Annotated in this window: 11 protein-coding genes; 2 read left to right on the top strand and 9 right to left on the bottom strand. The window is 27.1% G+C overall.

All coding sequences use genetic code 11. From position 1 onward, the window contains the following. Window positions 1-4 precede the first annotated feature (4 nt). From ACZJV1_RS04745 to ACZJV1_RS04725, 5 genes are all read right to left on the bottom strand, one after another. A complete protein-coding gene (locus ACZJV1_RS04745; RefSeq protein WP_411170095.1) occupies window positions 5-670 on the bottom strand; it encodes an ABC transporter ATP-binding protein in 666 nt (221 codons plus the stop codon). A gap of 189 nt (window positions 671-859) precedes the next feature. Further along, window positions 860-1381: a DUF1836 domain-containing protein gene (locus ACZJV1_RS04740; RefSeq protein WP_411170094.1), complete on the bottom strand. Its 522-nt coding sequence runs from the start codon at window positions 1379-1381 to the stop codon at window positions 860-862. Between the two features lie 21 nt (window positions 1382-1402). Next, window positions 1403-2254 (bottom strand): DegV family protein, encoded by an 852-nt coding sequence (locus tag ACZJV1_RS04735; RefSeq protein WP_463651602.1) that lies wholly within the window; start codon window positions 2252-2254, stop codon window positions 1403-1405. A gap of 297 nt (window positions 2255-2551) precedes the next feature. Beyond that, a complete protein-coding gene (locus ACZJV1_RS04730; protein ID WP_463651601.1) occupies window positions 2552-7816 on the bottom strand; it encodes a SpaA isopeptide-forming pilin-related protein in 5265 nt (1754 codons plus the stop codon). A gap of 228 nt (window positions 7817-8044) precedes the next feature. Beyond that, the gene (locus ACZJV1_RS04725) at window positions 8045-8515 is read right to left on the bottom strand and encodes a L,D-transpeptidase (RefSeq protein WP_463651600.1); all 471 of its coding nucleotides are present in this window, start codon (window positions 8513-8515) and stop codon (window positions 8045-8047) included. A gap of 470 nt (window positions 8516-8985) precedes the next feature. Here ACZJV1_RS04725 and ACZJV1_RS04720 point away from each other — a divergent pair, with 470 nt between their 5' ends. Further along, window positions 8986-9534, top strand: coding sequence for a 50S ribosomal protein L25 (locus ACZJV1_RS04720; RefSeq protein ID WP_463651599.1), 549 nt, complete (start codon window positions 8986-8988; stop codon window positions 9532-9534). A gap of 525 nt (window positions 9535-10059) precedes the next feature. After that, window positions 10060-11346: a branched-chain amino acid transport system II carrier protein gene (gene brnQ / locus ACZJV1_RS04715; RefSeq protein ID WP_463651598.1), complete on the top strand. Its 1287-nt coding sequence runs from the start codon at window positions 10060-10062 to the stop codon at window positions 11344-11346. Between the two features lie 268 nt (window positions 11347-11614). Here the strand turns inward: brnQ and rpsD are convergent, their stop codons facing one another. From rpsD to ACZJV1_RS04695, 4 genes are all read right to left on the bottom strand, one after another. After that, window positions 11615-12208 carry a 30S ribosomal protein S4 gene (rpsD, locus tag ACZJV1_RS04710; RefSeq protein WP_460286408.1) on the bottom strand — a complete coding sequence of 198 codons (594 nt, stop codon included), beginning with the start codon at window positions 12206-12208 and terminating at the stop codon, window positions 11615-11617. A gap of 277 nt (window positions 12209-12485) precedes the next feature. Next, on the bottom strand, window positions 12486-14165 hold the full coding sequence (locus ACZJV1_RS04705; protein WP_463651597.1) for an ABC transporter ATP-binding protein: 1680 nt from the start codon (window positions 14163-14165) through the stop codon (window positions 12486-12488). 281 nt (window positions 14166-14446) lie between these two features. After that, complete coding sequence (locus tag ACZJV1_RS04700) at window positions 14447-15478, bottom strand: ArsR/SmtB family transcription factor (RefSeq protein WP_411170087.1); 1032 nt, start codon at window positions 15476-15478, stop codon at window positions 14447-14449. A 294-nt stretch (window positions 15479-15772) separates the two neighbouring features. Then, window positions 15773-16750: a diaminopimelate dehydrogenase gene (locus tag ACZJV1_RS04695; protein WP_460286406.1), complete on the bottom strand. Its 978-nt coding sequence runs from the start codon at window positions 16748-16750 to the stop codon at window positions 15773-15775. Window positions 16751-16817: the final 67 nt, after the last annotated feature.

The raw sequence follows: 16817 nt of genomic DNA, 5'->3' as shown, positions 1-16817 counted from the left end.
CCTCCTATTCACAAACTTTACCATCTTTTATTTTAATTATTCTATCTGCATTTTCTGCTATACTTATATCATGGGTAATTACTATTGCTGTTTGATTATATTTTCTTACTGAGAGCTTTAACATATCTAATATTTCCTTTGATGTCTCACTATCTAAGTTTCCAGTTGGCTCGTCCGCTAAAATAATAGCTGGTTTATTTATTAATGCTCTTGCTATTGCAACCCTTTGTTGCTGCCCACCTGAAAGCTCTGATGGAAGATGGTTCAACCTATCTTTAATTCCTAAGGTTTTAACTAAATCTTTAAAATATTCATCATCTACTTTTTGGTGATCTAAAAGTGCTGGCATCTTTATATTTTCTTCTACTGATAAAACAGGTATTAAGTTAAAAGATTGAAATACAAATCCTATTTTTCTTCTTCTAAATATAGCTAATTTTTCTTCTTTTAACTTATAAATATCTTCTCCATCTATAATTACCTTTCCACTTGTTGGTCTATCTACTCCTCCAACCTGATGAAGAAATGTACTTTTTCCTGAGCCACTTGCACCAACTACTGCTACAAATTCCCCTTTTTCCACAGTTATGCTAACATTATCTAAAGCGATTACTTTATTACCATATTTTCCATACATCTTACTTAAATTTTCTGTTTTTATAACAACCATTTTTTATTCCTCTCTTTCTCTTATTTATCCTATGCCTTTATAATAAGATAGAAATATTACTATAAGATTAAATCTATTATTACAAATTTGTAATAAATAATTTTTTTACTTTTCTCTATGATTATATAATAAAAGACCCATTCCTATTAAAAATAAAAATGGATCTTAATTAAAAGATTATATATCTAATTATGTTTTATCTAAAAGATATTTTTTTATATATATCTTATGTGCAAATGACATTACTGTAGATCTAACTACTTCTGCCTCATAGATAATCTTTTTAGTAGAACTATGCCCCGAAAAATTTCTTGTAGTAAAAACAGATTTTAAAGCTTTTTCAAGTTCTATACAAAAAAAATCATATGCTTCTTCTATAGGACAAGTATTTATCTGTTTATTTATAAGAGTACATATTTCTTTTAAAGTAAATACTTGTTTTAAAGTACAAACTACAATTAAATATGCTAAATGTTTTTCATCATATTTTTTATCTTTTGGAGGATAAACTACCTTTTGTTTTACATAATTATTAAGCATTGTAGGAGTTAGTAATTTCTCATCACTATTAATATTTATTACACTTAATACATCCTCTATATATGTGATAACCTGCTCTTTATACAGAGATACTTTAGGTAGTTCATCAAACCTTGGGCAATGAAAATCTAAAAACTCATTAAAATTTTCACCCCTATTACTTTTATCCATTATAGCCTCCAATTTATATCATCATTTTAATAAATCATGCTTTTTTATTACTTGTATCGCAACGCATCCTGGACCACCTTGTGTAGTAAATGCTGGACTTAACAGCTTAACTTCTATATCAACACCTTTAATATTTTCTAATATAACCTCTTTTGCTTCATCTACTAACTCTTCTTTACAAGCATGAGAAATATAAATCTTATAACTTGAATCAATATTATTTTCAGTTAATGATTCACATACCTTTTTAACTGCCTTTTTAAATGTACGTTTAGTAGTAAACTTTGTAAGAGACTTACCATCTTCTGAAAGTACCATTACTGGAACTAATTTAATTGCACTACCTATTTTACCAACTAAAGATGAAACTCTTCCGCCCCTTGCTAAAAACTCAAAATCGTGTGGAATTAAAAATGACTTTGATGTTTCAATTTTTTCATTTATTTCATTTAAAATCTCAGTCTTTGTATATCCACTCTCAACAAATTTAACAGCTAAGTCAACTAAATATCTGTGAGGCCCACAAAGAGTCTTTGAATTAATTACTGTTATACGTTCTGGATTATTATCCATATTTTTTGCCATACATGCTGAGTTATATGTACCTGATAAACCATCTGCCATGGAAATATTTATTATTTCGTCCTCTGGATATTTACTATATAAATCTAATACATATCCAATAGATGGTTGTGAAGATTTAGGAATATGTCCTTGGTTTATAATATCAATAAATTCTTCTGTATTAATATCTTCATATTCCCTATATGTATTGTTATTAATGCTAACAGTAAGAGGAGCAATATCAACATTATTAGCTTGTCCTTCTTTGATAGAATAAAGTGTAGATGAGTCTGATACAATTTTTATCATCTTTTCTCTCCAATTTCGTATTTTAATCTAATATATGTAGTTTTTAAAACTATTTGTTTCAGATTATCATACTAAGTAATCGATGTCAATAACATTTTTTCAAGTATTTAAACCAATAATTTCTATCTATCTTTAGTTAATTTCATTACTTCTTTATTGCTAAATTATATATTTATATTATTTAACTTCTAATCCCATTGAATATTATCATTAATTAAACTTAATAAAAAAGATGATTTTAGTTAGTTACTAAAACCATCCTTTTACTTTAAATATTTCTAGTGTTTACTATTATTATTATTCTGATGCTTTTCTTTTGAATAAAAATACGCTACCTAGTCCTATTGCTAGTAATCCTATTAATAATAAAATCCTTACATCAAAAGCACTTCCAGTCTTAGGCAATAGTTTATCTTCATTTGTATTTTTATTACTATTTTCATTAGATATTTCATTAATACTTTCATTTTTTATTTTATCATTCTTAACATTGAATATTTTCTTTTCTGAAGAAGTAATCTCCACTTTAATTTCTTCATCACTTATCTTGTATCCATTTGGTGCCTTTGTTTCTTTAATTGTATATATTCCATAATCTACAGCTTCAAATCTAGCTATTCCATTAGCATCACTTATTGCTGTCACTATAGCTTTACCATCCTTATCATACAAGGTAAACTCTGCTCCTTCAAGGACATTCCCATTATTATCAACCTTTTTGATTTCAATTGTTCCTTTTATTCTAGTATTTTCAACTTCATAATAGTAAACAACTCCATTTTCCATAATTGATACTTTTATAATGTCACTTGATGATACGTATCCTTCTGGAGCTTTAGTTTCTTTTATATAATACTCTCCATAAAGTACATCATTAAATACTATAATTCCGTCTTTATCAGATACAACTGTTTTCAATGCATTATTATTAGAATCGTATAAAGTAAACTCTGCTCCTTGTAGCACCTTTCCATCTTGATCTAATTTCTTTATTTTAATTGATGCCTTAATTTTTGTGTCAGTAATTGTTCCTGCTTTGTAAGTTTTTCCTGTTTCTGTTCCATTTACTTCAACATTCAATATTTCATCTGAAATATTGTACCCTTCAGGTGCTCCTGTTTCTTTAATTGTATATATTCCATAATCTACAGCTTCAAATCTAGCTATTCCATTAGCATCACTTATTGCTGTAGCTATGACTTTACCACCCTTGTCATATAAGCTAAACTCTGCTCCTTCAAGGATATTTCCATTATTATCAACCTTTTTGATTTCAATTGTTCCTTTTATTCTAGTGTTTTCAACTTCATAGTAGTAAACAACTCCATTTTCCATAATTGATACTTTTATAATGTCACTTGATGATACGTATCCTTCTGGAGCTTTAGTTTCTTTTATATAATACTCTCCATAAAGTACATCATTAAATACTATAATTCCGTCTTTATCAGATACAACTGTTTTCAATGCATTATTATTAGAATCGTATAAAGTAAACTCTGCTCCTTGCAGCACCTTTCCATCTTGATCTAATTTCTTTATTTTAATTGATGCCTTAATTTTTGTATCAGTAATTGTACCTGCTTTGTAAGTTTTTCCTGTTTCTGTTCCATTTACTTCAGCATTCAATATTTCATCAGAAAGATTAAATCCTTTTGGAGCTCGTGTTTCTTTTATTGTATAACTTCCGTATGGAATATCATTAAATATTGCAAGTCCATTTAAATCAGTTATTGCTTTTTTAACTTCCTTTCCATTTGCATCAAATAAAGTGAATTCTGCATCTGAAAGATAATTTCCATCCTCACTTTTCTTAATAACCTCAACTCTGCCTGTAATTTTTTCATTTGTTAAAGTATCTTTTAATATAACACCATCATCTTTAATACTAAAATAGTACTTGTTATTATTTAATAGATATCCTTTTGGTGCCTTAGTTTCAACAAAATAATAGTCTCCATAGACTAAATCATTAAATTCTATAGTTCCATCTTCAGCTGTTATCTTAGCATCTACTAATATATCATCCTTAGTATATATTGAAATTGTTGCTCCAGGTAAAAGTTTAGAAGTAACTGAATCCTTTTTACTTATATTAATACCACCATGTATCTTTTTATTTGTTAACGTATCTTTTAATATAACACCATCTTCTTTAATACTAAAATAATGCTTCTTAGTATTTAATGTATATCCTTCTGGTGCTTTAGTTTCTACGAAATAATACTCTCCGTAAACTAAATTATTAAATTCTACAATTCCATTAGTTTCTGTTATCTTGCTATCTACTAGTTTATCATCAACAGTATATATTGAAATTGTTGATCCAGGTAATGCCTCAGAAGTAGATAAATCTGTTTTAGTTATACTAATACCACCATATACTTTTTTATTTTCTAATGTATCTTGTATTACTAATCCATCTTCTTTAATACTGAACGGATGTTTATTGCTATTTATAACATAACCTTCCGGTGCTTTAGTCTCTAGGAAATAATAATCCCCATAGGGCAAATTACTAAATTCTACAGTTCCATCAGTTTCTGTTATCTTACTATCTACTAATTTATCATCATTAGTATATATTGAAATCGTTGCTCCCTTTACCGCTTTAGATGTTTCAGAATCAACTTTTAATATTTTAATTCCACCCTTAATAATATTATTTTTCCATACATATTTTATATTTTTTATATCACTTTTACTACTTATATTAAACTCATATAATCCATCTTTAAATCCTTCTTGATTTGTTAAAGTATATCCAATAGGTGGCGTTATCTCTTGAACATAATAAGGTATATCATATTTTATCTTATCAAAAGTAAGAGAACCATTTTCATCAGTAATACCAGTGCTTACTATATTTTTATACTTATCTAAAAGATTAAATTTTGCACCTTGTAACTTTTTAGAATTATCATCACTATCTACTTTTGAAATAGTAATACTACCCTTTTCACCTATTCCACCACTTCCACCACCTTGGAATACTACATTTACAGAACCTGAACTACCTTCTTCTATAGTTTTACTTCCTATAAATGAAGCAGTATTCTTAAAAGGCGATTTAGATTTATCAGTTACATTTGTTCTAAAAGTTAATAAATATGGACTATTCACAGGACCTGGAAAATTAAAAATAAATTCTCTTTTTATGCTATCATATTTAACGTTATTTTCATCTAACTCTACTTTTTCTCCTTTAGTAAGAGTTCCATTTGAATTTAAAGTTTGATTATATAGTTCTACAGATGTTGTATCTAATTCTAATCCTTCTTGTAATATATCTTGAACTTTTGCATCGTCTAATTGAATAGAATTAGAATTTATATCTATATTCCAATCAATATAATCATTTCCAATCTTATAATCAGCACTTTTATCAATTATTGCATTAGATACAGTTTTAGAAGCTTCACTACTTACATTTGGTGGTACTAAATCCCCTGATAACTCTGCTTTATTTTTTATAGTTTTATCTCCATTTGAATGAAATATAGTTAAATCAGTAATTTTAGTTTTAAAAGTAATTATATAAGTTTCATTAATTTCATTTGGAAATGTATAAGTTAATGTTCCTGTCTTCACACTATCATTGTCATCTGCTTTTTTGTATGAGAATTTTTTTACATCTGCTCCTTTATCTATAGTTGCAGAACCTTCTACATATTCTTGCCCTATTGGAATATTATCTGTAACTACTACGTTTTTCATTTTCATTGCATTTTTATTTACTCTAATACTCCATGTTAACTCATTTGTTATATAATCATAGTTTTCAATATTTTTCTTTATAACTTCACTTGACACATCTTGTGTACCAGTAGAGGAAGAAGGCTTACTTAAATTACTACCTGTTAATGTTGCTGTATTATAATACTTTTCATTAGCTATGTTCCCTGAGAAAATATTATTGTCTGTTACTTCTGTTTTAAAAGTTATAACATAGTATTTATTAATTGGTCCTTTAAATTCATATTTAAGAGTTCCTGTTTTTTCTTTATCGTCTTTATTTGCTGGTATATAAGTAAAACCATTAATATCTGCGCCACCATCTATAGTTGCAGAGCCTTCTACATATTTTTGTCCCATTGGAATATTATCTGTAATTACTGCATTTTCTATATTTATCATGTTACGATTAACAATAATTTGCCATTTTATATGATGAGTAGATGGATCATACTCTATACCACTTTTTTCAATGACATAGCTTGGAACACCTACTTCATTACTATTAGCAGATGGTTCTCCATTAATTCCATTTCCACTAATGCTAGCAGTATTAGTATATACCTTCCAGTCATTTGATTCATGAGCTTCTTTATCTATTATATCAGTAGAAAATGTAATAACTTGAGGCTTGTCTATCGTACCTGGAAAAGTGTACTCCAATACATTATTATTGTATACATACCCAGATGTTGGTTGTCCATTTACTTTAAAGCTTCCATCAGTAAGCTTCAATCCTACTGGAATATTATCTGTAATTTTAGGATTTGTAAGAGTTAATCCATTATTATTAACATTAATAGTCCACTCAATCCTTCTTGTTACAGTTCCATCTTGATTACGTATTTCTACATACTTACCACTTTTATCAATGTAATCTGTAGTTACAGTAACATATGCCGTATTAGATGTTATCTCTGTACCATCATGATTTAAAATTGCTTTATTATATATGTCGGTGCTAGCCCCTTCTGTTTCAAAAACTTTAGGATCTGTTACCTTGGTTTTAAATGTTACATTATATACATCATTAATTGTATCCTTAAATTTATAAATTAAAGTTCCAGTTTTATCACTATTGCCATTAGTTGCCTTTTCATATGTAAATCCACTTGCGTCTGCTCCATTATCTATAGTAGCTGATCCCTCTACATATTCTTGTCCTATAGGAATATTATCAATTAACTGAGCATTATTAACAGTAACCCTCTCATTATTAACTTTAACATTCCAAGTAATTTCATTTTTGCTTGCATCATAGCTTCCAGTTTTTTCAATAGATGTTGATGGCTGCTCTGGTTGATCAAAATTCACGTCAATAACAACTGGTTCTGCATCACCACCTAATTCAAATACTATTTTCTCTGGATTTATATCTCCTATATTATCTCTATCAAAAATAGTATCTATATAAAAATAGCCGTCTATATTAGAATGTGTACTTGCATAGTTTGTAAAAACAATTGTTATTTCTCCATTTGTATCGAAATGTGCCTTAGCTATTACATTTCCATCATCATCTTTAATATCCATATCAAGTGGATATTGAATAGCTATTTGCTTTGGCATATTCATTTTAAATACTTCCCCGTCTTTTACATCATTTGCATTTGGAATAGCAAAACTATATTTTATACGCACATCAGAACTTTTATCAATTCCATCCTTTAGAGGTTTATCTTGTAAATCACTTATAGTAACCCCTGTTATAAATGAAAACTTTTTTGTTTCATCAGCTTTTACAATATTAATAGGCTTTATTCCAGAAAATATCTGAAATATGAATATAATAGTCATTGCAATTGCTGAATTTTTTATTTTTTTCATTAAACCCACTCCCCTTCAAAATTATTTGTAAAAAATATCTAACTGTTTCTGTAAACATTAACAATTAGATAATAATAATTATTATTTAATTTTAATAGCACTTTAAAGTATAACAATAATTATTTATAAATCAATCATAAATTACTAAATTTATGATAAAATCAAAAATTTCCCATTAACATCAATATATTTCTATTAAATTTAAATTTATTTTATTATTTTAATACTTTAACTAATATAAACCTTGGTTCCTTTTGGAATATTGTCATATATCCATTTAGCATTTTCTTTAGAAAGTCTTACACATCCATCTGATAAAGCCATACCAAGCCTTCCATCCCTTACACTCCCATCAAGATTATAAATAATTGAGTGAAATAAGTAGTTTCCATAAAATTGTGTATAGTACCAACATTTATATCCCTTCTCTACGCCAAAGTATAGTCCTTTAATACCAATAGTGTAAGTTCCTTTCGGTGTAGGCGTAGATGGTTTACCAATAGTGCAAATATAACTGTGTATTAGTCTCCATTTATTTGTTGACCCTTCAAATACATTAACTTTAAACTTTTTAAGATCTACCCATATAAAGTAATTTGTGCTACTAGAAAAATTTCCTGAATTAACAAATTCACTAGCAGTATCAGTGTAGTCCTCTCCCCTATTAAATTTTCCAAAAATCTTATTAATTATTTTCATAGTTACCATCCTTAAAAATTTTTTCTAAAATATAGTATTCATAACTAATAATTTATGAAACAAAATAAATATTTACTTATAGATTATTTATATTTTATTTAAAATTCTATAATAGTTTAATATGCATATATAATCTCTTTAAAAGCATATATACTAAATTTCCCACTTTAATAATATTTTTCAATTTTTATTGATTTATCATAATATTCTGTGTTTTTCTTTAATACTTCTCTTTTAAATAAGCATTCTATTGACAAATCTATACTTTCTTATCTTTGATTTTAATTTGTGTATCTATTAGACTTGATTTAATAGCATAAGGGAGGATGATGCATATGTGGGGCTTTGAAATTAAGCTCTAGGTGCGGTTATTTAAATATCTCATATTATGAGTATTTTAACCTTAACTTCTATAGAGCTTAATAAATAAATACATAAACAATAAAAAAGTTAAGAAAGAGGTATTTATTATGTCAAATATAGCATTTAAGGTATATGAAAGAAACGAAAAAACAAATCAAAATAAGCTTAGAAAAAATGGACAAATTCCTGGAATAATATATGGGGAATTCCTTGATGGTACAATCCCTGTAAAAATGTGCAATGCAGAACTTAGAAGAATGCTTAAGAAAAATAATAGCGGATCTATTATAGAGGTTGAGCTAGAGGATAAGAAACTTAATTGTGTAGTTAAGGAAGTTCAAAAAAATAATATACATGAAATATTGCATGTAGATTTTCAATATATTAAAGCAAATGAAGTAATAAAAATGAGAATTCCTATAAAAACTATTGGACAAGAAAATTTAGAATCCAGGAGATTAACGTTAGAAACTCATAATCTATTTATAGATTTACAAGGAAATGTTGAAATAATTCCTGAATCAATTGAAATCAATGTAGCTGATATGCAAGCTGATGATAAAATATTTATTGAGGACATTGTTATTCCACAGGAAATAACAATTTTAACTGACCCTAAAACTTTACTAGCTGTTGTAAGCAGCCAATACGTTTAATCTATATATCGTATAAATATTATATAAATTAGAATAAAAAGGGATACTATGGATACTTAATATAAATTATCTATTCATATATCCCTTTTTCATTTAAATATTTAAATTCAACACTACTTATTTCTCCAATAAAAGTTCCTGCCAACAACTTATCTTTTAATATTTATTTAGAAAATATATTTTTCTATTGCAATTTTCAAATTTAATCTATATAATTATTTTAAAATATTTATAAATTTTAATTTTTAGGAGACTTAAAAGAATGATAAAAAATATAAGCTTACCAAATTTGCTAAAACTTAATAATTTCTTCTTTAGCTTTTTTAGTTAGGTTTGTATTTATGAGTTTATATATTAACCATAGATACAAACACGCAATTGTTTGTGTCTATGAAGGCTAAAGTTAATTTGTTATGTAAAGCCACATAGATAAACACTATGTGGCTTTACATCCTAGGCCTTAAAGCCACATAGTAAATATACTATGTGGCTTTTTTATATATAAAACATGAAAGAGGGATCAATATGAAAAAAAATAAAAATAAAGATGTAATAATTATTGCTTTTGCAGTATTCTCAATGTTTTTTGGTGCTGGAAATTTAATTTTTCCTCCTTATATAGGAGTAACTTCTGGTAGTAAATGGATTGTGAGCTTTTTAGGATTTATATTCTCTGATGTTGGACTTATTCTTTTATCTATAGGTGCAATAGCAACTGCTGGGTCATTTAAATCAATTTTAGAGAAGGCAGGTAATAAATTTGGCCTTATTTTAGAAATTATAATAATGCTTTGCTTAGGTCCAATATTAATTGTTCCAAGAACTGCTGCTACAACTTTTGAAATGAGCATTAAGCCGCTTCTTAGTTCAGTTAATCCAGTTTTATTTTCAATAATATTCTTTTCTATAGTTCTTATTTTAACAATAAGACCTACTAAAGTTATGGATATATTAGGTAAATTCTTAACCCCAATATTATTAATTGCACTAGCTGCACTTATAATAAAAGGAGTTATTTCACCTATTGGAAATTTAAATATTAACATAGAATCTTCAAATTTATTTATGACAGGACTTACTCAAGGATATCAAACTATGGATCCTCTTGGAACAGGCGGCATTACTGCACTCATGATATCTTCTTTCTTAAGTAAGGGATATAATAAAAAAGAAACTATGGGACTTACTATAAGATCAGCTATAATTGCTGGTATAGCACTTTCTTTGGTATATGGTGGTTTAACATACTTAGGAGCAACTGCATCTACTATTTATAATTTAAATATACCTCAAACTACATTATTAATTAATATAACAAATACGCTTTTAGGTAACATAGGAACAATAATATTAAGCATAGTTGTAGCCTTTGCATGTCTTACTACAGCTATTGGTTTGACTTCTGTTACAAGCAAATACTTTGAAGATGTCACAAATAGAAAGTTAAAATATAATTACATAGTAATTTTTATATGTGTATTTAGCGCTATTATATCTAATTTTGGTGTTGATAAAATAATATCTATTTCAGCTCCTATATTAACAATAATTTATCCAGTTTCTATAGTTTTAATCTTAATGAATTATTTCAGAAGAATATTTACTAGGATTGAAATTTATAAAGGAGCTGCTTATGCTACTCTTCTCACCAGCCTTTTTACTGTTGTGGATAGTTTAGATGTAAGTATAAGTTTTGTCCACAAATTACCTTTGGCTAGTTTTGGATTTAATTGGGTATTACCAGCTGTATTTGGTGGATTTATAGGGTTAATTTGCAGTTACAGAAGCAAAAAATATTTAAGTAATTATTAAAAAGATTTTTCAATTTAATTGTTCTATAAAAAAAGTGGACACATATAAGTTTGCTTATTCCATCGTTTCACTCCAAGTCATCGAAAACTTATATGCGTCCACTTGAAAACTGAAGGAAGAAATTATAATAGCTTATCCACAGGATGCGTTATTATAATTTCATATAAAATAAAAAGAAAGCTATACACTGCACTGTATAGCTTTCTTTAATGGCAAAATATACTTTAATTTTAAGAAGTTATGAAACTTATGCTATTAGCTAAGATAATTATCTAGAGTAGAATTCAACTATTAGATTTTCATTAATCTCTATCGGTATTTCATTTCTTAATGGAAGTCTAGTGTAAACAGCCTTAAACTCATCTAAATTAGAATCAATATAAGGTAACACATTTACGTGATTTTTTATAATTTCAAGATAATTCTCAGATTTTCTTGATTTTTCCCTTAAAGAAATTTCTGTTCCTGGTTCTACTTTATAAGATGGAATATCAATCTTCTTTCCATTAACAAGGATATGTCCATGATTAACCATTTGTCTTGCAGCTCTTATAGAGTTTGCAAATCCCATTCTATATACAAGATTGTCTAACCTTGATTCTAACCTTATTAATAAAGCTTCACCAGTTGTACCTTCTTTAGTCTTAAAAGCATCTTCAACATATTTTCTGAATTGCTTTTCTAAAACTCCATAATAAGCTCTTAATCTTTGTTTTTCTAATAATCTTATACCATACTCAGATAACTTCTTATCTGCTCTGCTTGTTCCCTTAACAGCCCTATTCATAGCTTTTGGATGTCCTACAACATTTAATCCAAGTCTTCTGCACTGTTTAAATCTTGGGCCTCTTTCTCTAGCCATTGTTTCCCTCCTCTTTAAAATTAAATTATGCATTTATAATATCACAGATTCTTTTTAATCGAAAATCATTATCAGTTCATTTAAGCTTATTATATCAAATTATTTTAATTATTCTCACTATCTCTCCTTAATTGATAATATTTATCAATTAAGGAGCATATGAAAAATATTTTTAATTTTATCTTAATTTAAGAACTTGACTCTTTTTTACTTGATACACTTTTTAATATAATTCATGAGTTCTTTTGAAAAATTCTCTATTACTATTATATAAATACTATACATTATAAAACTCAAAAAATTTCCCCTTTTTATTTGATAAATCTTCAAAATTTCCTTTTTCAACTATATGTCCCTTCTCCATATAAATTATTTCATCATACAATTTTAATAAATCTTCACTAGTCTTATGAGTAATAGTAATTAAAGTTAAATTATCTATATCTAATAATTTACTTTCTATATCACAAGCAGTTTGCATATCTATTGAGGAGGTTCCTTCATCTAACACGAGAATTGGAGTCTTTTGAATCAAAGCCCTAGCTATTGCAATTCTTTGTCTTTGACCACCTGAAAGGTTGCTCCCATTTTCCCCAACTAAATAATCTAACCCTTCTGAATTATTTCCTATAAACTTATCTACACCACTTAACTTTAATACATCATCAATCTCTTCTTTAGAAAATTCATTGTATAAACAAATATTATCTCTTATATTCTTATCAAACATATAAACATTTTGGTGTATTATAGAAATCATTTTATTTAGTTCATCAATATCTAAATTTCTTATATTATCACCATCATACCTTATATCGCCATTAAACTCTGAGTAGTAACCAAGCATTAACTTTATTAAAGTAGATTTACCGCATCCACTTTCTCCTAAAATAGCATATTTTTTATTTTTATCTATATTTAAATCTATTCCTTTTATAATTTGTGTATCTTCATCATAGTTGAATGATAAATTTGATATTTTTATATTATTATTAAGAGAAGGTTTATCTTTTCCTATTAAACCAGTATCAACATAATTTGAAAAACTATCTATTCTTTCAAAAACAGGCTTCATACTACTGATTTTAGGAACATTATTCATTATCATAATTACAGGTTGAACAAGAGTGCCAGAAAGTTGAACTATAGCAATAAGCATTCCCATTGTTAAATTTCCCTTTATAACTAAATAAGCTGATAAAAATATTGCTACAAATTGGGTCCCCATACCTAGTGTTTGAGATATAGATTCATTTATAACAAATAGCTTGTCTGCTGCAAATTTTGTATTTGCTAAAATGTTATTTTCATTTTCGAATTCTTTCAATGTATTGTCCTTTAAACCATAAGATCTAATAACATCATATCCTAAAAATATATCTTTAATTTTGATTGTAAACAATGATAGTCTATTAGAAAGTGCTAACTGCTTGTCCTCTAACACCTTACCCAAAATAGCTGGTGATATAAATATTAATATCATGCTTATAAATAATCCGCCAGTCACTAATGGACTTATATAAACTAATAAGATTACTGTAACTAAAAACATAACACTATATTGAAGTATTTCAAGTAATGGCCTAATACAGTTTTCTTCTATTAATTTCATATCATTAGTTAAAACAGAAATATAATCTGCTGTGTTTGTAGATGTGAAATCCTTATAATTACTTTTAAATATCCCTGTGAATATTTTACTCCTCATCATTTTAGTTAAGTTTCTTATAAATATTTTACTTAAAATGTCATATATAAAATATATAATCCCTATAAAGATACCATAAATTCCTGAATATAAAAGTATTTTACTAAACCCCTCCATATTTCCACTAGTAGCTACATCTATTGTTCTTTGTATAAATAAAGACAAGCCCACAACTGATATAGAAGATATAGCACTAAATATAACCGTAATTACTAATAAAATCTTATTACTTTTAATACATTCTTTCATTCTATCTCCTCCAAGTAAATATATATTAGATAATATTAATATATATTAGATATTTTTCTAATTTATATCAATATATGATATTTTTTAATTTTTGTCAAACAAATTAGATAACTTTCTAATTCGTTTAGAAGTAGTCAATGTCTTCTTTTACAAATGTTATTTTAAATATGAAAAAAGACATCAATTCGATAAATATTATATCTTATTGATATCTTCTAAGTTATTATTGGCTTTTCAAAGTTTAACTATTGCAGTTATTTTATTATTGCAACATCATAATTTTATAATAAAACTCTATTAAGTTCTTCTATAAACTTTTCAATTCCTTCATTATTTAAAGAGTAATACACCTTTCCATTTTTCTTTTCTACAATAACCATATTACTTTCTAATAAAGTTGCCATATGATACGAAACAGTAGCAGGCGTCAAACTCAAACTCTTGGCTATTTCCAAGCTATACTTTGGATCACCCTTTATAAGTGAAATTATATCTAACTTACTTTTATCAGCTAAAGCTTTTAATTTTAAAATTATCTCTCCCTTATTTCCAATTGCTTTAATATGCTCTTTATGTATAATTTCGTATAATAATCCAACAAAGTATGTATCTTTAATTTCAATTAATGAATTTACAAAAGCTAGTGTTGGTATTACAGCATAATTTTGAGAAGATTTAGTCTTATTATTAGTTATAATTTCACATTTACCAGACTTAATATATTTACTCAAATCTGATATTAACTTAGGTAACTTCTTTTCAATTACTTTATAAGCTTCATTATATGCACCTCTGTTCTTCTCTAACTCCTCAATTAAATCCTTATAATAACTTTTAGGACTTTCTAAAATAAGCATTAATTTCCACTTTATATTTTCAGCTATATCTAACTTTCTTAAAAACCCTAAAATATTATTAAGAGTTTTAATATCATCTATAGAATTTTCTAGCTCATAGGCCTCATTTATAATATCTAATATCATCATTTTAAGCTCTTCTTCACTAAAATCATCTAATGAGCTTATCATCTTCTCATTCTTTATTATTAAAAGTGCAAGAATAATAAAAATACTTGAGTCCTCTTCTTCCAATAAAAACAAGTCCTTTTTATTAACTACCTTATATTTATTAAATTCTTTTATATACTTATCAATAATCTTGAAATTCTTTTTTATAAATAATTCACCATTGACTCCATGAGAATCGAGTTCCTTAATTGACCTACTTATAAGCATTTCATAATTCTCACTGACAAAAAGCAATCCTAGTATTTCGCAAATTGGATTTAGCTTTTCAGTTATCTTAATATTCATGTTTTTCACTCCTATAAGTTACTTTAATTTATTATAGCATACTCTATAACATGATTTTTTATATAAGCTAATATTTTTAATATAGAAATACTCGCACTTTACTCTATAGGGTTAACTTGAATAACTTATCCTTAGATTTTAAAAATACAATTGTAAAATAAAAAGGAGCATATCGCCCCTTTTTATTAATATGAAACTATAACAAATTGCACTTACTTTAGCAAATTGCATTTACTTTACCTAAATAAATAAACTCTATTAGAATTTATCTATTTTAAATGATTTGCTATAATCTTATAACAATTCTTTTCTTAATTCTTCTTCTGACTTTGTTGATAAATAGCTAAAGGGAATATCCAATACTGTCCGTGCTCCCGTTTGCCCCTCCTTAGATAATTTATAAACTGCTCTTGAATAAGCTAATAAAACATTAGCAGTAAACTCCGGATTACTATCAAGTTTTAAATTAAATTCTACTCTATGCTTTGTACTTTCACCAGTAACTCCTGTACGAATAACAAAGCCACCATGAGGCATTCCCTTGTGATTTGCCTTAAAATCTTCTTCATTTATAAAATTTACTGTAGTATCATAGTCTGAAAAATAGTTTGGCATATTCTTAATTTTGTTTTCTATAAAGCTTAAATCAGCCTCTTTTTTAGGTACTATATAACAAATTCTCTTATGCTTTTCTCTATCTGACAAATCTGGACATTCTCCTGCTCGTACACTCTCCATAGCACTTTCAATTGGTATAGTGTATTGAACACCATATTCTACACCTTCTATTCTCCTAATAGCATCCGAATGTCCTTGACTTACTCCCTCTCCCCAAAAAGTATAGTCTTTTCCATTTGGAAGTATAGCTTGAGCTAAAAGACGATTTAATGAAAACAATCCTGGATCCCAACCAGCAGATATAAGAGCAATCGTACCAGCTTTTTTTGTCACTTTATCTACTCTATTAAAATGTTCTGGTATATTTACATGAGTATCAAAACTATCTATTATATTAAAATTTTCTGCAATATTTGGGGACTGTTCTTGTAAATCAGTAGCAGATCCTCCACAAAGAATCATAACATCAATTTTATCCTTGTATCCTGATATCTCTGAAATATGTACCATTCTTGAAGATGAGTTTAACATATCAGGATTCCTTCTTGTAAAAATAGCTTCTAAAATAAAATCTGACTTTTTTGATAAAGATGCTTCTACACACTTTCCGAGATTTCCATATCCAACAATCCCCACTCTAATTTTTTTATTCATCTCTTTCCCTTGGCTTCTAAAACCAAGTATTCCCCCCTTTATATACATATTTTATTATTAAGTTTGC

The organism is Clostridium sp. LS3, assembly GCF_055330225.1.
Note: the sequence above shows the minus strand (reverse complement) of the source record. Positions and strands in the feature narration are given on the sequence as shown.